Here is an 18,907-nt window from a genome sequence, read left to right as displayed (position 1 = left end):
CACGCTTGCCGGGCCTACGGTTTAAGCTGATTTCCAGGCCCGCAAATTTCCAGGCCGGGTAAGGCGTAGCCGCCACCCGGCATCACGCATCACGCGCCGCGCTACCGCCGCACCTCATACTCCGGCTCGTCTGCCAGCAGCTTCGCCATGTACACCCGGTCAATCGCCCCGCTGTCGTAATGCGCCAGCGTCAGAACCCGCGCTTTACTCATCTCCAGCGCCAGCTCCGGCGTAATAGAAAAACTGGCGGCCACTTCATGCTTCTCCAGCCCCGGACGGCGACGACGGCGCTCCACCCGGAAACGGTGCTGATTATATTTCGCCCAGCCGATCAGCACCGCGCCGATGAACAGCGCCACCGCCATGTACAACATCACCGTCGCGTACGTGCTGTAAAAGGGCCGCACGCCGCTATAGGGCGACTCGGCCAGCGCCACCATCAGCCCGCCATAGATCAGATACGAAAAGCCCAGCCAGGCCACCAGCGTCAGCACGGCATCCATCAGCCGTGGAAAGATCCGTTGCTCAGTAAAAATCAGAGGTTGATTCATGGTTCGATTCTCCCGATACCGCGATCGGGGCTGACCCAGCGCGCCCTGCTGCGCTTACGCGCGAGCATGACCTTCGGGAAAGCCACCAGGGTTGTAAACAAACTCAACATCCAGTAGACCACCGGGAACCAGATGATCCAGAACAGCGACGCCGCAATGCCCTTTTCGTAACGCCGTTCGATCAGCAGACTAACCAAAAACTGCAGCAGACAGACCACGCCGAGCATCAGCCCGGTAAAGGCTGGCGGAAACAGATGTTGAACATGCAAGGAATCCGGCATAGGCAGCACCATGCCGATGAGGAACAGCAAAATACTGATCGCATAGGCGAAGGCCCATATCGTCGATAAGCAAAACTCCAGAAACAGCGGCCACATGCGGCGATACTCCCAGGCCCACAGGCGACGCATGTTAACGATAAACACCTCTGCGCCGCCCTGCGCCCAGCGCAGCCGCTGCTTCCACAGGCCCTTTAGCGTCTCCGGCATCAGGATCCAGCACAGCGCGCGCGGCTCAAAAAATACCGACCAGTGGCGCAGTTGCAGCTTCCAGCTGATGTCGATGTCCTCGGTGATCATGTCCGGGCTCCAGTAGCCCACTTCCGCCAGCGCCCGGCGGCGAAAAGCGGCGATGACGCCGGACACGGTAAACACCTGGCCATAGATGCGCTGCGTGCGTTTGATAAGCCCAATGATCGACGTGAACTCCCCCACCTGCACGCGGCCAATCAGCGTCGAGCGGGTGCGGATACGCGGGTTGCCGGTCACCGCCCCGACGCGCGGGTAGAGCAGCAGCGGCGTCACCAGATAAGCAGCAGCGTCACGATCCAGCAGCGCATCGCCATCAATGCAGACCAGAAAATCGCTGTTGGCCGCTGCCGCGCCGGCCTGCAATGCCACCGCCTTGCCCTGGTTTTCCGCCAGATGGATCACCCGCAGGCGCGGATACTCCTCCGCCAGCCCATCCAGCACCGCTTTGGTGTTATCTTTCGAGCCGTCGTTAATGGCGATCACCTCGATGTTCTGATAGCGCTGCGCCAGTGCCGCCTCGATGGTTTCCCGCGCATTCAGCCCCTCGTTATAACAAGGGATGAGAATGGAGATCAGCGGGTTACCCGGCAGCTCAGGTGCGGGCGTGCCCTTACCCCACGGCCAGTGCCGCTCACGGTAGAACCAGAAGTACAGCCCACCGCTGATCCACAGCGCGGACATAAACAGCGGCCAGAAAAACACGAAATTGAGGATCACTTCACCCGTGAAAATGGCAGCCACGCCCAGCGGGAAGCTGAACATCAGGCAAAGGATCAGAAACGCGACGATGCGATCGGTCATTTTTGCGGGTACCAGTAAGAGGAAAAGGTGGGGCGTATTGCCGACATTTCAGGCTGATCGTTCAGGAAATCGTCGGGATAATAGCCATAATTTTTTGCACCGCTCAGCTTCAGCTGGCGCATCCAGTCGGCCAGCTGCTCGCCGCTGATGTCGGCGTGCTCACCGGTTTTCCGCCAGTCTCGCGCCTGCAGCTCAAAGACGGTTTTATCCAGCGCGCCGGGAATACGGGCCACGCGGTTTACCAGGCTGTCCAGCCAGGCATCGGCCTGTTCTGGCGGCACGTTTTCCATCAGCGGCATCGCCATCGGTGCCGTCCAGTCGTAGGTGCCAAGGAAATCATGCAGGTTTTGTGCAAACCAGGTTTCGCTGGCCGGATCGAGCACGGGCATGGCGTAGATATTACGCGCCGTCTCCACCTGCGGGCCGCGCACCGCCCGCACGGTTTCCGTCAGCTGTTTCGTAAAGTCGATCAGCGCCCGGCTCTTGAAGCGTGACCAGCGTTCCAGCATCTGCGGATCGCGGCGGATCTCCGCGATGCTTGCAGGGAATCCGGCGGCTTTATAAGCGCGCATCGCGTCCGGAGAGGCATCTTCAAAGTCGGTCAGCATGGCGTCATCGTGGAACAGAATGCCGTCGAAGGAGGCGTGACGCGCCAGATCCTCGTAGATGTCGTTGATCCGCTGGCGCGCCACCTGGCTCCAGGGTGACAAGCGCACATAATGCTGGCGATCTACCGCCGCTCGCCCGCTGTCCGGCGACCAGGCGGTAACACGCGGCACAGATGCATCCAGATCGAAGGCCAGCACCGGCATCCACGCATAGACGTTCACCCCGCCACGGGTCTGCAACTGCCAGGAAATAAAGTTAAACAGATCGGCGCGCATCGGCAGCCAGCGGTTTGGGAAGTAAAGCTCACGGATATTGCCGTCGCCCTGCGGATCGGCGTACGCCTGTAAAAAGACGTGGGAAATGCGCATGTCGTAAACGCGCTGGATCAACTTGTCGATGTTTTTACGCTGCTGCTCCGGATCCTTGTCATACACGTAATCCAGATCGATATGCATCACGCGCATTGTCTGCTCCTCGCGCACCTGGGCGACCTGGCTTGCAAAGGTGCGTAGCGACGGGTTATCCGAAATCAGAATGCGCGGCACATCGTCGAGCCTCGCGGCGTTGGCAAGGCCAGGGTTTAAGGTAAAGGCCATCTGATACCCGTGCTGATGCGCCAGTTTTAGCGTCGTGCCGTTGGCCGCGCCGTAAGGCCAGACCCAGGCGCGCGGTGATTTACTGGTCACCTCAGTGATTTTTTTGGTTACGCGATCCAGATCGGCATTAATACGCGCTTCATATTGCGCATCGGTTTCGTACTGGCCGGTGTTTTTGTCGTATGAGCGGTTCGCCACCGCCGGCTCTTTGCTGCCCTGCGGATTCGCCGGTACGCCGTAGTGCGACGCCCAGGTATGCGCGCCGATCTCCACCAGCGGCGATTTACTGACCTCACGCACCATCTCCCAGGTGGCGAATTTATCGCGCGCGGTTTTCAGACCGCCGAAATCCACCGGCTGGTTGGCCGGGGCATCGACCCAGCTGCCGACCGGCGCCCAGAGTGCCGGAAACTGATACCGTTCCAGCAGCGGCCAGACGCGGGTATAAAAACTGCTGTAACCATCGTCGAAGGTTAACAGCACGGCTTTTTCCGGCAGGGTGATCTTCCCGGCGTGCGCATCCACAATCTGCTGCACGCTGATAGGGTGATAGCCATTGTCGCGCAGCCAGGCCAGCTGATCGTTCAGCGCGCTGGTACGCACTGACAAATAGCGCTGGTCCGCGGCGTCATCTTCGACATCGTGATACCCCAGTACGAGGAAACTGTTTTTCGGCCAGGGGTGATCCGCATTCAGCGGTACCCGGTTGGCGGGCGGAACATAGCGGGGCGTCTCGGCGCTCCCGCACGCAGTGATCAGGAGTAAACCCGCAAAAATGATCCCGGCGTGCAGCCATCGTCTAAACATGAAACGTCCTCAAAACCTGACATTCAAATCAAAAGCGAGGGCAATGTTGCGCTCCCGCTTACCATCGTAGGGACGCTTATCCCAGGTGAGCATCACCCCGGCATCCACCACGTTATTCCATTGCACCCGCTGCCCGTAACCGAACTGGGTGATAGCGCCGCTGGACTGGCCTTTCTGCCAGTAGCGCCCCGCGCCAGCCTGAAACTGCTGTTTCCATACCGTGTCGTAATGGCGATAGATCACATGCTCCGCGCTGAGGCCCGGTGCCAGCGAGAAGTCACGTTTCGGGTTGTAATAGGGCACGTCCTCTTTGGTGTTATGGCTACCGCTCAGCCCCGGCGTGAAATCGAGGGTGAAGCGCGGCGTGGTCCACAGCCGCTCTTTTCCGCTCAGGCTGTATTCGAGGCGATCGTTGCCATCAGAGAAATGCGCGGCGGACACCGACACGGCATATTCCCGGCGTTCATTTTTGTACCAGCGCAGCCAGAGATCGCCGCCGTCGGCGCTGACGCCATTGCGCAGGGCGCGCAGCGGTGTGTTGCGCGACAGCCGTTCCGCAGAGCCGCCGATGCGCCAGTTGTCATTAAAATCGTGCCAGCCGGAAAAGCGACCGCCGATCTTTTGTCCGTCGCCATAGTTGCGCCCGGAGATCTCAAGTTCCGCCCAGTTGTTACGTGAGGTCCATTCGACGCCTGCGGCTATATCCCGGCTGATCCCCTTTCCTTCTTCAAACTCGCCGGTAGCAAAGTTGAAGCCGGTGAACACGCGCCAGTTGTCGTTGATCGGCGGGCTGTAAAGCGCAGAGTTGAGGGTAAAATCGTGCTGGCCGCTGATCGGGCTGTCGGAATCGATGCCCTGCCCGCCGCTGATGCGCAGCTCGGCTTTCTCATGCACCTCAAGCAGGCGTTGCAGACGCAGGCTGGCGGCATCGTCCGGGCTGCGGGCCATCACATCGGCGGTCATCTCTTTCGCCTGCTGCCACTCCTGCAACTCCTGCGCGGTGTACGCCTGTTGACGCTCCAGCGCCAGGTTGCTCGGCTCAATCACTTCCGCCAGCTTCAGTTCGCGCTCAGACTCGCGGGGCAGCCCGCGCGCCAGCAGTACAGAGGCGTAGGCAATACGCAGCGCCTGATTACCCGAACCGGTACGCGCCAGCCGTTCGGCATGGCTTTCGGCAGCGGGCAAATCGTTCGTCGCGACCTCATATTCCGTCAGCAGCATCTGGCCCAGCAGCCAGTTATCGTTGGGCTGCGGCGTCGGCGAGCCATAGACTCGCTTCAGGTAAGGGCTCTCTTTGATCAGCGTATCGACCTGCGCTTTGGCCTCGTCAAAATGGTTGTTATCAAGACGGGCGTAGAACAGCTCCTGCTGATCGTCGTCGGTCAGCGGCGTTACCGGCAGCGGGCCGCGCGGGAAATAGAGTTCCTCCAGCATGGCTTCGGCTTTATCGGGCTGTTCTTCAGTAAGCCAGGCGGAGGCCACCCAGCGCTTTGCATAGTCGGGAACCGGCTGACCGTCGGCGGTAAGCGACTCATATTCGCGGATGGCTTCGGCGGTGCGTTTGCGGATCACCAGCGCGCCCAGACGGTCGATGCGGGCGCGGCGCAGATCGGCCGCTGCCTGCGGATCGTTCTGCCAGGCGGCGATAAGCCGGTCATAGCGGGCCAGCGCTTTATCCGCCACCAGAAAACGTTCGTCTTCATTTCGCGTTGGCGTAAAGGAGGTGCGTACCGTCTGCGCCGCGGCGTCCAGCTCCAGTCTGCGTGCCAGCGCGTCGGGGGTTTTACTGGCTTCCGATAGCTCGAGCGCCGGTCCGGCGATGCGGTTTGCCGACATCGCGGCCAGCAGCGTTGGCTGCACGCTTCGGTTCTGCGGATCCTGCGCCTGGGCGCGGCTCGCCGCCAGCAGCGCGTCCCAGTTTTTGCCCTGAGCGTGATAGACGTAAGCCAGCACCGCATCGCTTTCCGGCCCCGGCGCGCGTTGCGCCCACTCGGTCGCCTGAGTGATGGCCTCCTGGTTACGACGGGCATCCGCCAGCGTCATGATCCACCCCGCGCGGGCGTCCTTGTCATCGGGCATCTCCTGGAGCACGTTGTCCCAGACGGCCAGCGAGGCATCCCATTTTTTCTGATTACGCAGCGCCCGCGCCACCGCCAGCTCTCCCCGTGCCGGGATTGCCATACTGTCGCGATAGCGTTCCCAGATAGCGAGGGTTTGCGCGTCGTTATCTGACCAGGCTGACACCTGAAGCCAGTCTGCGACCTGACCCGGCGTCAGGCGTGTTTCTGTTTCCTGCTGTTTGAGATAATTCAGTAGTGGCGCACTGTCTCCGCTGCGAGCCTGAATAATCAGCGCATCGTAAACCGGGGATTCAGCCCAGGCGAAAACCGGAAACAGCATACTCGCTGTAAATAAACAGGTTCCGGGGCTTAAGCGTTTTACGCAATTTTCATGTCGTCGAATACTGAACATAACTGTCCTTATATCCTTATACCAGAGATGAGCTTTTCATTAATTTATTGCGGCAATATGACCAGTTTTAATTCAATACACCAGACTTAAAATTTCGCGCAAAAATAAATTAATATCATACTTTAGTTGTATGTAAATTTATTCCAGCTTCATCTAAAGCGCGTAAAGTAATTATCATGGCGTTATTCGAAAGTTAGCGCTTATATATAATTATTGCACTACGACAGAGGTTTTTTTTACATAAAAAAAGCCACGCAAGAGCGTGGCCTGGTAGAGAAAACAGAACGGTTATCTGCTGCTACGGTGGTCAACCTTCAGGCTGTCAACAATCAGCGCGCGGGTGCTGGTCTGTTGATCGTCATACGGCGTGCGGGATTCTTCAATCAGACGCCCGGCATTGTACTTCTTCACCGTCTCGACATTATGCTTTTCAGTCGCATTGGTGACGGACTTAACGTCACCTTTGTCATTGAACGCCAGCGTGGTTTCAGCGGCGCTACGTTCATCAATCTGATGATAGCTATAGTTTTGCGATGAGGCTTCAAGCGTTAATGCCAGCGGCACGGTTCTGTCCAGCGGCTGATGATAACTGGCCTGCAAATGCGACGTCGTTTTCTGCGTCAGATTATAGGCCGTTCCGCGTTCTGTGCGCTGCGAAGAGGAATAAGCAAAGCTATCGCGTTCATCTTTACGGAATGGATTCGGTGATTTATCGGCCTGTTTAAAATTCGCAGAATAATCTGCCAGTCCGCTTAAATTCTCCTGCACAATATTATCGTTAGTCCGCGTAATAATATTCAGACGATTATCCACTTCATTTGAACCATATCGACTGTTCAGCGCCATAAAGCTATTTCTGAACATATCAATGAGGTTTTTATCCCCCTGCCCGCGCGCACGGGCGCTGTCGAGCTGGCTGGCCCAACTGGCAAGCGCCTGCTGTTGCTGACCGTAGCTGCCCACCGTTTCCGGGTGCGACAGATCGGTGCTCAGGTCGAACGCCACGGCATCGGTTTTATAACTCAGGGCGCGGGCGCTGCTGTCGGCGTGCAATTTCAGCGCCTGGATGGAATCGGCATCCTTTCGCACATCCGTTTGCAGATCGACGGCTTTCAACAGCGTGCTGTCAAGATCCATCAGCCCCTGGATGTTCAGCGAGGGCGGCTCAGCAGACACCCCATCCAGCGCACTCTGGAACGCATCGGCCAGACCCGCGATGGCCGCCGTTTCCTCTTCGCTTAATTCGCCGCCTTCCGTTTTCAGTTCCACCACCAGACCGTTCTGGTTGCGCGTCATGCCAAGGCTGACGTTAATGCCGGACGCGGTAGTGATAGTGAGCGCAACCGCACGATCCGGTTGACGCGCCTGCGCCTCGCCGGTTTCAGCGACGGCTGACAATGTGATGCCCTGGGGATGGTCTGTCAGCCCTTCAAGCAGCGCTTTGCCAAGCCCCTGGAAAGCATCCGCCTGCGCGCCGCGCACGTTGGTGCTCATCAGAATACTGAGCTGGCTGTGATCCAGCCCGGCGGTGTTGACGGTTTTCGCCGGGTTAAGGCTGTAAACCGCCGGCAGCGCGTTGCCGTTGTTCAGTGAGACAATAGCGGATGGCTGCACCGCGGCGGATTTGTTGTGCGTGACCTGGAGAGGCTGCACGCGCGGCGCCAGCAGGCTGTTGATGGTGGTGGAGAGTGGTGACCGGACTTGCATGATATTCCCTCATTTCATGACGTTATTCGGTTATCGGCGGGGGGAGGTGAAACATTAAGCTTATGTGTGGGGAGTGTGAGGTATGTTCTGTTCGGTTCACGGGAATGTACGGGGTGGTGGAATTTCCGTTTGGTGGAAGGTTCCGTTCACTTTGGGTTTCGTGTCAGGCGTGACGCCGCTGACGGTGAACGTGCTAAGGGAGCCGCCGCGGCCCCCTTAGCAATCCCCGCGGCCCCGCAAAGAAACCGGTGCTGCGCACTGCGCTCACCTCCCGCCCGTCTGCCCGCGGTCGGCTCGATTCGGCCTCCTGCCTCATGTCGCCTCTGGCCGCCATCCCTGGCGGCCAGCCCTTGTCATCCGGCCTCCGGCTCGCCGGTTTCAGCGGGGACTCAACCCCTCGCGTTATTATCTTTACTCTTTATAAGGCGACGGAGTGGCTTTGCGTTTGTCTGAACTTACAGGGAGCTGTGAGGGGTGTTTTTTAGAAATCTGGAAGTGTGTGGGAGTCAGGCTGAAAATCGCTGAGGCGTTCACTTACGGCCGGGGCAGCCCGCATGGATGCGGGCTGAGGGCGCGAGTTGCAGGGACGCTGCATCGCGCCCGACCCGAAGCCGGAAGGGATAAGCCGAAGGCACCGCGCAGCGGCGATTTTCTTGCCGGAAGCCCGGGGGTGCAGGGGGCGGCGGCGACTGGCCGCCCCCTGCGCGCTCTGTGCCTCAGAACCTGACGCCGTTCTCAGACGTCAAAAAGAGCGCAACCTACCCGCTACCAAACGTCCACAGCAAATAAAACCCTACGCCTCAAGCCGGAACTGCGCCACCGTCTGCGCCAGTTGCCCCGCCTGATCCTCCAGCGAACTCGCTGCCGCAGACATCTGCTGCACCAGCGCGGCGTTCTGCTGCGTCACACCGTCCATCTCATTGACCGCAATCGTCACCTGACTGATACCGCGTGATTGCTCCTCGGAGGCGTTGACGATCTCGCCGATAATGCTCTGCACCGAACTCACCGCGTGGGTCATCTCCTGCATGGTTTTACCGGCGTCCTGCACCAGCTGCACCCCGCTTTCCACGCGCTGGGTCGACTCTTCGATCAGCGTAGCGATCTCTTTCACCGCGCTGGCGCTGCGCTGTGCCAGGTTCCGCACCTCGGTCGCCACCACGGCAAAGCCACGGCCCTGCTCGCCTGCTCGCGCCGCTTCGACGGCGGCGTTGAGCGCCAGAATATTGGTCTGGAAAGCAATACTGTTGATCATGGTGGTAATATCGCTGATCTTGCGGGAACTCTCGTCAATCTGCGCCATGTTCTGCACCACCTGCCCGACCAGTTTCTCCCCGCGACTGGCAATGCGGGTGGCATTGGCCGTCAGCTCAGTGGCCTGATGGGCGTTGCTGGTATTGTGTTTTACCGTCGCGGTGATCTGCTCCATGCTGGCCGCCGTCTGCTCCAGCGCTGCGGCCTGCTGTTCCGTACGGGAGGCCAGATTGAGGTTGCCGCTGGCGATCTCTTCTGCCCCCTGGCGCACGGACTGGCTGGCGTCTTTGATCTGTCCGACAATCGCCCGCAGCTGTGTCTGCATGGTATCCAGCGCGTAAAACAGGCTGCTGCGATCGTTGCCGCGCACACTAATGGCGTTACTCAGACGACCATCGGCCACCGCCAGCGCAATGCTCGCCGCCTGACGCGGTTCACCGCCCAGCGGTTTCAGCACTTTGCGGCTGAACACCAGCCCCAGTAATGCACTCACCAGCACGATGCTTAACACCATCAGCGCGATGGCCCACATCAACTGGCGGTTAGCCGCCGCCATCACCAGACTCACCGGTGCGACAACGCCGAGCAGCCAGTGCTCATCGCTGTTACCCACGGTAATGGGCTGCCAGGTGACCAGCGCGTCTTCGCCAAGGATCGGATCGTGACGTTCAGTCATTGTGGTGCTGAGACTTTCCACCGGCTCAAACCAGGCTTTACTGGTCAAAGATTTGTCCGGATAGGCGACGATTTTGCCCTTGCTGGAGAGCAGCACCGCATAGCCTGCGCCATGCCAGGGTTTGATCTGCGAGATTTTGTCCTGCAATGATGCGAGCGAAATATCGGACGTGACGATCGCCCACAGCTTGCCATCTTCCACGATGGGCGCAGCCACCGAGGTCAGCAGCGTATCAACGCCGTTATAGGCGTAGGTATAGGGTTCGGTGACGGTATCTTTGCGGGATTTTTGCGGCAGCAGGTAGTAGTCCCCCTGCCCCGGCGTCAGATAGCTGGTCAGCGGGTGCATGCTGTATTTACCGGCGGCATCTTTATCAACAAACCAGGCGTAACGCCCGCCCGGAGCCTGATCCGGCAGCGCGGCAAACTCGGCGTCGCGGCCATCGAGGGCGTTCTCTTCGAAAATCACGGAAATGGAGAGATAGTCGGGGTTGGCGCGCAGCGTGTATTCCGCCATTTTATCAGCGATGCCGCGATCGGCTTTACCGGAGGCCGGCAACGCAATCAGGTTATGTCCGAGGTTACGCGCCACATCACGCGCGTAGCTCAGCTCATGCTGGACCTTCAACGCATTGGTTTGTGCGATTTGCTGCAAATACTCATCGGCGAGCTGTTTTTGCTGGCGGCTGGATTGCCAGCTCAGTACGCCAATAGTCACCGCAAAGCCCAGCGTGATGGTCAGTGCGCCGGTCAGCAGCATTTGTGCGCGTGTACTTAATGTTTTCTTATTGTGTTGTGTGGCCATTACGGCTCTCCCCGGAGTTGCATTAATCTGTGTGGCACAACCTGTGCAGCAACATCCCTTATAAGATCTATCGGCGCGGGGAGGGATAACTTGATCGCTAAATGAAATTATTCCATTTACATGCAAATAACATCCTTGTTACGACGCTAAGTCCTTATTTTTCCATGATCACCACCACACACTGACCGGCGCGTATCGGGGAGCCTGGCTGCACGCGGACCTGTGCCACCACGCCGTCAACGCTTGCCACCAGCGGGATCTCCATCTTCATCGACTCCAGCACCACCAGCACATCGCCTTCACGGACCTGCGCGCCAGGTGCGACGTTAACCTGCCACAGATTACCGGCAATCGGGCTGTCGATGCCACGCTGACCGGCTTGCAACGGGGCTTCATCGCCGTCGTCTGCCGCCGCCTCGTGGCTGTCAAAATGCGCCTGACCGGAGGCTTCCCAGCGCTGGCGTTCGGCATCAAAAGCCGCCTGCTGATGGTGACGGGCGGCGGCGATACTGTCGGCTTCCGCTGCCAAAAATTGCTGATACTCCCCCAGTCGCAGCGTGGTGGATTCGATGCGCAGTGGATGGCGCCCAAGAGGGAAATCCCGGCGAATGTCGAGCAGCTCGTCGGCGGTTACCGGGTAAAAACGGATCTGATCGAAAAAGCGCAGCAGCCAGGGTTTGCCGCCAAAGTCCGGCACCTCATGATAGCGATCCCACATTTGCAGCGTGCGCCCGACGAACTGATAGCCCCCCGGCCCTTCCATGCCGTAGACGCACATATAAGCCCCGCCAATGCCCACCGAGTTTTCCGCCGTCCAGGTGCGCGCCGGATTGTATTTGGTGGTCACCAGCCGGTGCCGCGGATCGAGCGGCGTCGCCACCGGCGCACCGAGATAAACATCCCCCAGTCCCATCACCAGATAGCTGGCGTCGAAGACGGTTTTATACACTGCATCGATATTTTCCAGATCGTTAATGCGGCGGATAAACTCCAGGTTGCTCGGACACCAGGGCGCATCCCGCCGCACGGTGGTCATGTATTTATCGATAGCTTTCTGGCACGCCGGATCGTCCCAGGAGAGCGGCAGCCAGACGATGCGCGACGGCACCTGTAAATCCTCCTGCTGACAGACGCCCCGCCAGGCCTCTGCCACGATGTTCAGCAGTGTCGCCAGCGGCATCGCGTCCGGTTGGTAGTGGATTTGCAGCGAACGAATGCCGGGCGTCAGGTCGATAACGCCAGGCAGCGCCAGCGCGTCCAGTGCCTGCATCAGCCCGTGACCGCGAAAACGCAGCACCAGATCCAGCTCGGCGTCGCCAATTTCCAGCAACAGATGCGTGTCACCGGACAGACGCGCCACCAGCCGTTTGTCGCCATGACCGGTTTCCATTACCACCGGTGAGGCGAGCGGTTCCGGGTGCCAGTTGATATTGACCGGGGCAAGCGAGGCCAGCTCCTGCGCGCGGGCGTGGGCCAGCAGCCGTGCGGTATCGATGCTGACCGGCACAAAGCGCACCTTATCTCCGGCATTGAGCTGGCCGAGCTGATAGAGATCCGCTTCAATAATCGTTACAGGGCAGACAAAACCGCCGAGGCTCGGCCCGTCCGGGCCTAAAATGACCGGCATATCGCCGGTGAAATCCACCGCGCCGATAGCGTAAGGGTTGTCGTGAATATTTGACGGGTGCAGCCCCGCCTCGCCGCCGCTTTCCCGCACCCATTCCGGTTTCGGGCCGATTAAACGCACGCCGGTACGGCTGGAGTTGAAATGCACTCCCCAGTCGGTAGCGAAAAAGGTGTCTATATAGCCGGCAGTGAAATATTCTGGCGCGCCGTGCGGGCCGTAGATCACCCGCAGTTCACGCACGGCTGGCAGCCGGGTATGCAGCGCCTCCGGCAGCGTCGCGCCGGTACGGGTGTCGGTGAGCGGCGTCAGGTGCAGCACATCGCCGGTACGCAGGGCGCGCCCGGCATGGCCGCCGAACTGCCCGAGGGTAAAGGTACTTTTACTGCCGAGGTAATCCGGCACCGCGAACCCGCCGCGCAGACAGAGATAGCTGCGCACCCCCTGCGCCGTCAGATCCCCCAGCCGCAGCGTGGATCCCGCCGCAATGGCAAACACGCGGTTCATCGCCTGCGATTCGCCGTCCAGCGTCACGCTCAGCGCAGCGCCGGTGATCACGGCCACCGCATCGGTGTTGAATTTCAGCGTCGGACCGCTCAGCGTGATCTCCAGCGCCGCCTCACCGGGCGCGTTACCCAGTAAACGGTTGCCGAGCCGCAGCGCGCGATCGTCCATCGGGCCGGACGGCGGCACGCCCACCGCCCAGTAACCGAGACGGCCAGGGAAATCCTGTACCGTGGTCTGGGTACCCGGGCTTAGCACCTCGACGGTATCGGCCTGATAGTGCAGATTTTCCAGGCAGCGCGTCCACGGCTGGCCGCTGGCAAAGGGCGCATCCGCCAGGATTTGCCGCAAATAGTGGCGGTTAGTTTCCACGCCGTAGATCCGGGTGTGTGCCAGCGCCGCATCCAGCGCGGCAATGGCCTCGTGGCGGCCAGGCTGATGGGTGATGATTTTGGCGAGCATCGGATCGAAAAACGGCGGTACTTCACAGCCCGCTTCCACCCAGGTATCGATGCGCAGCGCCTGGCGATCCTGCGGCGGGAACACCACTTCCGTCAGCAGACCGGGGGATGGCTGAAACTGGCGGCCCGGATCTTCGGCATAGACGCGCGCCTGCACCGCATGACCGCGCGGGGAGAGCCGGGCGGCAATCTCAGGCAGCGGCGGCAGATCGCCTGCCGCCAGTTCGATCATCATGCGCACCAGATCCACACCCCACACCTGTTCGGTGACGCCGTGCTCTACCTGCAAACGGGTATTCACTTCTAGGAAATAGAACTGTCCGGCGTCGCTGTCATAGACAAACTCCACCGTCCCGGCGCTGCGATACTGCACCGCCTGCCCGAGGCGAATGGCGGCGGCGCACAGGGCCTCCGCCATGCCCGCAGGCAGGCCCGGCGCGGGAGTTTCCTCCAGCACTTTCTGGTTACGCCGCTGCACGGAGCAGTCGCGCACGCCGAGGGCGATCACCTCGCCTTGCCCGTCGCCAAAGATCTGCACTTCGAGGTGACGCGCGCGCGGGATGTATTTTTCAATAAACACCCCCGCGTCGCTGAAGTTGTTTTTGCCAAGACGCTGTACCACGTCGAAGGCTTCCGCCAGCGCCTGCGGGGTGTCGCAGACGCGCATGCCGATCCCGCCGCCGCCGGCAGTGCTTTTCAGCATCACCGGGTAACCGACCTGTGCAGCCGCCACCAGCGCCGCGTCGCAGTCGGCCAGCAGATCGGTGCCTTCGAGCAGCGGCACGCCATGCTGTCTGGCCAGCGCGCGGGCGGTGTGTTTCAGGCCAAAAACGCGCAGCTGCTCTGCCGTCGGGCCGATAAAGGCGATGCCCGCCGCTTCACAGGCGTCGGCAAAGGCGGCGTTTTCCGAGAGAAAACCGTAGCCGGGATGGATCGCCTGTGCGCCGGTTTCACGCGCGGCGGCCAGAATTTTATCCACCTGCAAATAGGTTTGCGCCGCCGGACCGCTGCCGAGGCTTATCGCCTCGTCGGCTTCGCGGATATGCAGGCTGCTGGCGTCCGATTCAGACCAGACGGCGACGCCCTGAACGTTGATGTCGCGCAGGGTGCGCAGAATGCGGCAGGCAATCGCGCCGCGGTTGGCTATTAAGAGTTTCGTGAACATGATCCAGCCCCGAACCGTGGCGGGTCGTCCCGCCGAAAAAGGTGTCGCCGCCTGGTCGTCCAGGGGGAAAAGTCATTTCTTATAGGTTGTGCGTCATGGCGAGGTTATTGACGCCCGGCGGCGCAGGCTTGCCGGGCCTACAAAACCTGCAACCATCAGCGATCCGCAGGCCGATTCGTAGGCCGGGTCAGCGCAGCGCCACCCGGCAATGAGCATGCGTTCAGCCGATTAGCCCGCACTTCAAACAGCCGATACAGCGCGCGGCGCAGTTTCTGGAAGCGCGTCAGTTCCATACCAGCACCTCCGCAGGCGTCGGGTTCCAGCCGTTGCAGGGATTATTCAGCTGCGGGCAGTTGGAAATCAGCACGATGACATTGCATTCGGCGCGCAGCTCGACGTATTTACCTGGCGCGGAAATGCCGTCGGCAAAGGTCAGCCCGCCCTCCGGCGTCACCGGCACGTTCATAAAGAAATTGATATTCGCGCCGATGTCGTGCTTGTGCAGCCGACCATCGTGCAGACAGGCGCAGAGAAAGTTGTCGCGACAGCTGTGCATATAGCGCACCTCCGGTGAGTAGCGCACGGTGTTGCTCTCCTGCGCGCAGGCACCCCCGAGGGTATCGTGACGCCCGCAGGTATCGGCCACGATGGTCAACAGCGGATTGCCCAGCCCGGACCACAGCACGCTGCCGGTGGTCAGATAGGCGTTCTCCTGACGGCGCAACGTGCGCTGGGGATCGTAGCGTTCGCGCGGGTTATCGGCGTTATAGAACAGCGTATCGATCGCCTGATTCCCTTCCAGATCGACCAGACGCAGCGTCTGCCCGCGTTTGACGTCAAACAGATAATGCTCCCCGGCCGGGATCACATGGCGAAACACCGCCTGTTGTGGATTTTTTTGGCTTTCAACCAGCGTCATGATGCGTCTCCTTACAGGGCGAAAAGGTGAGTGTTGTCCAGCGCGCGGCCATTTTCCGGGCGCGTTAACAGCGCCTGTTCAGCGGCATGCGCGTCGTCTGCCGTGAACCAGCTGAGCGCCACCGGGCGCGGCGCATACGCCGGGTTGGGATCTAAAGGATGTTGTAACGAAGTGAGCACAATCAGCGTATCCATCGCCGCATACAGCTCGACTGCACTGCCCGGCGCGGAGAAGTCCCGCTGAAAGCGGAAGCTGCCGTCAGCCTCGACGCTCACTTTGCTGAAGAAGTTGACCACCATCAGCAGATCTTCCAGGTTCAGATCCCATTTGCCCATCTCCACCAGCAGGTTATCCATGCCGTTGCGGTAAAAGCCGTTGCGCTGTTCCTGATAGCGCCCCGCGCCGTATTTCTCCAGGGTTTCTGCCGCATTCAGCACGCCACCGAAGGGATCGTGCCAGCCGCAGGTATCCGCCAGAATGCCGGTCAGCACGCGGCCCATATCCGAATAAAAGCAGTGCCCGGCGGTCAGTCGCGCGGTGTGCTGACCTTTCAGCGTGTCCGGCAGATTTAAGCGTTCACTTTTTTCATGGGCGTTGAGCATCATCATGCTGACGTTGCCTCCGCCCTGTAGATCGGTCATGCGCAGGATCTGACCACGCTTGAGAATAAAAGAGAGATGACCGCCGCCTGGGACGGTTTCTTCGCGCAGCGCGGGGGCGGAATGATAAAGTTGCGTCATCAGATGTACTCCTTAATGGATACGACGTTTGGCGGTGCTGCGGCCATCACTTCTGCCATGCGTGCCTCGTTGAGGGGGATGTCATAGGTGATGCGTGCGCCATAAGCATTGGGTTCATGGGGATCGAGGCGCACTTTGTCGAACACCAGCAGGCGGGTGCCGAGGTTGAAGCCCTCGGACAGGTCATGGGTGACCATAAACACCGTCATGCGGGTTTCGCTCCACAGTTGTAAAAGCAGGCCGTGCATGTCTTTGCGGATCCCCGGATCGAGCGCGCCGAACGGCTCGTCGAGCAGCAGCACGCGCGGCTGCATAATGAAGGCCTGGGCGATCGCCAGCCGCTGTTGCATGCCGCCGGAGAGCTGCGCCGGGTATTTGTGCAGCGCCTGCCCCAGCCCGACTTTGTGCAGCATTTGCGCTGCCTGTTCACGGGCAGCTTTTTTGCGACCGCCAAACAGCCTTCCGATCAGCGGCGCGTGAGGAAGTTCCAGGCCAATAGCCACGTTATCCAGCACATTGAGATGCGGAAACACCGAATAGCGCTGAAATACCACGCCCCGGCTGCGATCCGGTTCGGCGGCAAGCGGTTTACCGTCAAGGGTAATACTGCCGCGACTGGGCGCTTCCTGGCCGAGCAGCAGACGCAGGAAAGTAGATTTGCCACAGCCTGACGCCCCGACCATGGAGCAGAACTCCCCTTCCTGGATTTGCAGGTTTACCCGCTCCAGCACCACATGATCGCCGTACTCCTGCCAGATGTTGTTGATGTTGATAAAACTCATGCTTTGTCCCCTTCCGCCCACGGGAAACAGACGCGGTGCAGTTTGCGCAGCGCCAGATCCATCAGCCATGCCAGCAGCGTGATCCACACCACGTAAGGAATGATCACGTCCATCGCCATATAGCGGCGCACGAGGAAGATGCGGTAACCCAGCCCGGCGGTAGAGGAGATCGCTTCGGCGGAAATCAGAAACAGCCACGCCGAGCCAAGCAGCAGCCGCAGTGAGGTCAACAGGCGTGAGAGCAGTTGCGGCAGCACCACACGCAGCACCAGCGTCCAGCTGTTAGCGCCAAGCGTTTGTGCTTTGATGATGATCTCCTGGGGAATTTCACGGGCGCGGTGCTCCAGATCCCGCGCCAGCATCGGTGTGATACCAATAACAATCAGCATGATTTTCGACAGTTCATCCAGCCCGAAGACGATGAACAGCACCGGTAAGATCGCCAGCGGCGGGATCATCGACAGGACGGTCATCAGCGGCGACAGCGACGCCCGCCATAGCGGGAAAACGCCAGCGGTGATACCGATGCACAGGCCAAGCAGCGAGGCGATGAAAAGCCCGGTCAGCAGACGCGCCAGACTGACCAGCGTGTCCATCCAGAACAGGTATTCACCGCTGCGGCGGTCTGGCGTGAACGCCATCCGGTCAAGGGCGCTCAGCATCTGATCCAGCCCCGGCAGCAGCTTGTCATGCGGGTTAGCGTCAAGCCGTACCGCTGAGCTGATGAAATACACCGCCAGCAGCAGAATAAACGGCAGCAGCACCAGCATGATGCGCATTCCCTGGGGCGGATGACGGTTAATCTGGCGCATCAGAGCGTCCCGGCCGCGGCCATTTTCACGAAGCTGTCATCAAAGCGCAGCTTGATATTGCTGGCATCGCCCTGCGTGACGTTGCCGGGGAAGGCCATCCCGATGAAATCTTCACTCTGCGCCCCATCGCCCAGCAGACCTTTGTCGAAGGAGAACTGCGCCACGCGCTGCATGGTTTTTGCCAGTTCGGCTGAGGTAGTAAAGGCAAGGTTATCCGCCGGGGTGTAGAACAGATGCGTGGTTTTGAGCTGCGCCTGGTAGCCCGCCAGATCGGTGCCGGACGCCGCTGCCATGGCGTTGAGCGCGTTGCTGTCCTGGGCTTTCATCAGGCCCATCATTTCATACCATGCACCGGTCAGGGCTTTGCCCAGCGCCGGGTTGTCTTTTAAGGTGGCGGTGTTCACCACCATCATATCGATCAGTTCGCCCGGTACCGCCGCAGAGCTGAAGACTTCAGTCGCCTGGGGGGTGCTTTTGATCACCGACAGCTGCGGGTTCCAGGCCACCGCCGCTTTCACGTCCGGCGTGCTGAACGCGGAGACAATATCCGCATCGGAGGTATTCACCACCGTCACATCGCGTTCCGCAAGCCCGGCTTTTTCCAGGCCGCGCACCAGCAGGTAGTGGGAAACGGACAGCTCCGGCAGATAGATCTTCATGCCTTTCAGATCCGCGAGGGTCTTGCCTTCCCCTTTCACCACCACGCCGTCGTTGCCTTCGGAGTAGCTGCCGAGGATCAGCGCCGTGGTATCGACGCCGCCCGCGGCCGGAATGGTCAGGGCGTCCATGTTGGTCATGGTGCAGCCATCAAACTGGCCCGCGGTGTACTGGTTAATGGATTCGATGTAGTCGTTAAGCTGCACGACGTTGATTTTGATGCCGTATTTACTGGCCCATTTGTCGATGATTTTATCGCCGGCGATGGTGCCCCACGGCATCCAGCCGGCATAGATGGTCCAGCAGACGTTGAATTCTTTTTTGACGGCGGCAAGCGCGGGCAGGCTCGTTAACATCACGAGTGACAGTACGAGGGAGCGGAGCAGTGGCAATGTCTTCATGGTTCGACCTCTGGTTGGACAAAACAGGAGCAGCG

The 18,907-nt window shown here is 60.0% G+C and carries 12 protein-coding genes; all 12 read right to left on the bottom strand.

Going from position 1 to position 18,907, the window contains the following annotated elements:
• Positions 1–101: 101 nt before the first annotated feature.
• A complete protein-coding gene (pgaD, locus tag KW828_RS07935; protein ID WP_218335871.1) occupies positions 102–551 on the bottom strand; it encodes a poly-beta-1,6-N-acetyl-D-glucosamine biosynthesis protein PgaD in 450 nt (149 codons plus the stop codon).
• Positions 548–1,882 carry a poly-beta-1,6-N-acetyl-D-glucosamine synthase gene (gene pgaC, locus KW828_RS07930; RefSeq protein WP_218335870.1) on the bottom strand — a complete coding sequence of 445 codons (1,335 nt, stop codon included), beginning with the start codon at positions 1,880–1,882 and terminating at the stop codon, positions 548–550. Before pgaC ends, pgaD begins: the two co-directional genes overlap by 4 nt.
• Positions 1,879–3,894 (bottom strand): poly-beta-1,6-N-acetyl-D-glucosamine N-deacetylase PgaB, encoded by a 2,016-nt coding sequence (pgaB, locus tag KW828_RS07925; RefSeq protein ID WP_218335869.1) that lies wholly within the window; start codon positions 3,892–3,894, stop codon positions 1,879–1,881. The genes pgaC and pgaB overlap by 4 nt, the downstream gene beginning before the upstream one ends.
• Before the next feature lie 9 nt (positions 3,895–3,903).
• Positions 3,904–6,366 carry a poly-beta-1,6 N-acetyl-D-glucosamine export porin PgaA gene (gene pgaA, locus KW828_RS07920; RefSeq protein ID WP_218335868.1) on the bottom strand — a complete coding sequence of 821 codons (2,463 nt, stop codon included), beginning with the start codon at positions 6,364–6,366 and terminating at the stop codon, positions 3,904–3,906.
• Positions 6,367–6,654: 288 nt separating this feature from the next.
• Positions 6,655–8,073 carry a hypothetical protein gene (locus tag KW828_RS07915; RefSeq protein ID WP_218335867.1) on the bottom strand — a complete coding sequence of 473 codons (1,419 nt, stop codon included), beginning with the start codon at positions 8,071–8,073 and terminating at the stop codon, positions 6,655–6,657.
• Positions 8,074–8,866: 793 nt separating this feature from the next.
• On the bottom strand, positions 8,867–10,807 hold the full coding sequence (locus KW828_RS07910) for a methyl-accepting chemotaxis protein (RefSeq protein WP_218335866.1): 1,941 nt from the start codon (positions 10,805–10,807) through the stop codon (positions 8,867–8,869).
• A gap of 154 nt (positions 10,808–10,961) precedes the next feature.
• The gene (gene uca, locus KW828_RS07905) at positions 10,962–14,561 is read right to left on the bottom strand and encodes an urea carboxylase (protein ID WP_218335865.1); all 3,600 of its coding nucleotides are present in this window, start codon (positions 14,559–14,561) and stop codon (positions 10,962–10,964) included.
• A 283-nt stretch (positions 14,562–14,844) separates the two neighbouring features.
• Positions 14,845–15,480: an urea amidolyase associated protein UAAP2 gene (locus KW828_RS07900; protein ID WP_218335864.1), complete on the bottom strand. Its 636-nt coding sequence runs from the start codon at positions 15,478–15,480 to the stop codon at positions 14,845–14,847.
• Positions 15,481–15,491: 11 nt separating this feature from the next.
• Positions 15,492–16,220 carry an urea amidolyase associated protein UAAP1 gene (locus tag KW828_RS07895; RefSeq protein ID WP_218335863.1) on the bottom strand — a complete coding sequence of 243 codons (729 nt, stop codon included), beginning with the start codon at positions 16,218–16,220 and terminating at the stop codon, positions 15,492–15,494.
• Positions 16,220–17,002, bottom strand: a complete 783-nt coding sequence (locus tag KW828_RS07890; protein ID WP_218335862.1) for an ABC transporter ATP-binding protein — start codon at positions 17,000–17,002, stop codon at positions 16,220–16,222. The genes KW828_RS07895 and KW828_RS07890 overlap by 1 nt, the downstream gene beginning before the upstream one ends.
• Entirely contained in the window at positions 16,999–17,814 is an 816-nt protein-coding gene (locus KW828_RS07885; RefSeq protein WP_218335861.1) for an ABC transporter permease, read from the bottom strand. Before KW828_RS07885 ends, KW828_RS07890 begins: the two co-directional genes overlap by 4 nt.
• Complete coding sequence (locus KW828_RS07880; RefSeq protein WP_218335860.1) at positions 17,814–18,872, bottom strand: putative urea ABC transporter substrate-binding protein; 1,059 nt, start codon at positions 18,870–18,872, stop codon at positions 17,814–17,816. Before KW828_RS07880 ends, KW828_RS07885 begins: the two co-directional genes overlap by 1 nt.
• Positions 18,873–18,907 lie beyond the last annotated feature (35 nt).

This window comes from Enterobacter sp. ENT03, from assembly GCF_019218745.1.
Taxonomy (GTDB): domain Bacteria; phylum Pseudomonadota; class Gammaproteobacteria; order Enterobacterales; family Enterobacteriaceae; genus Enterobacter_D.
This window is presented reverse-complemented; position numbering and strand designations above follow the sequence as displayed.

Bases quoted from the DNA above. Each gene is read 5' to 3' on its own strand.
- pgaD (WP_218335871.1), bottom strand. From the start codon at position 551: ATGAATCAACCTCTGATTTTTACTGAGCAACGGATCTTTCCACGGCTG.
- pgaC (WP_218335870.1), bottom strand. From the start codon at position 1,882: ATGACCGATCGCATCGTCGCGTTTCTGATCCTTTGCCTGATGTTCAGC.
- pgaB (WP_218335869.1), bottom strand. From the start codon at position 3,894: ATGTTTAGACGATGGCTGCACGCCGGGATCATTTTTGCGGGTTTACTC.
- pgaA (WP_218335868.1), bottom strand. From the start codon at position 6,366: ATGTTCAGTATTCGACGACATGAAAATTGCGTAAAACGCTTAAGCCCC.
- KW828_RS07915 (WP_218335867.1), bottom strand. From the start codon at position 8,073: ATGCAAGTCCGGTCACCACTCTCCACCACCATCAACAGCCTGCTGGCG.
- KW828_RS07910 (WP_218335866.1), bottom strand. From the start codon at position 10,807: ATGGCCACACAACACAATAAGAAAACATTAAGTACACGCGCACAAATG.
- uca (WP_218335865.1), bottom strand. From the start codon at position 14,561: ATGTTCACGAAACTCTTAATAGCCAACCGCGGCGCGATTGCCTGCCGC.
- KW828_RS07900 (WP_218335864.1), bottom strand. From the start codon at position 15,480: ATGACGCTGGTTGAAAGCCAAAAAAATCCACAACAGGCGGTGTTTCGC.
- KW828_RS07895 (WP_218335863.1), bottom strand. From the start codon at position 16,220: ATGACGCAACTTTATCATTCCGCCCCCGCGCTGCGCGAAGAAACCGTC.
- KW828_RS07890 (WP_218335862.1), bottom strand. From the start codon at position 17,002: ATGAGTTTTATCAACATCAACAACATCTGGCAGGAGTACGGCGATCAT.
- KW828_RS07885 (WP_218335861.1), bottom strand. From the start codon at position 17,814: ATGCGCCAGATTAACCGTCATCCGCCCCAGGGAATGCGCATCATGCTG.
- KW828_RS07880 (WP_218335860.1), bottom strand. From the start codon at position 18,872: ATGAAGACATTGCCACTGCTCCGCTCCCTCGTACTGTCACTCGTGATG.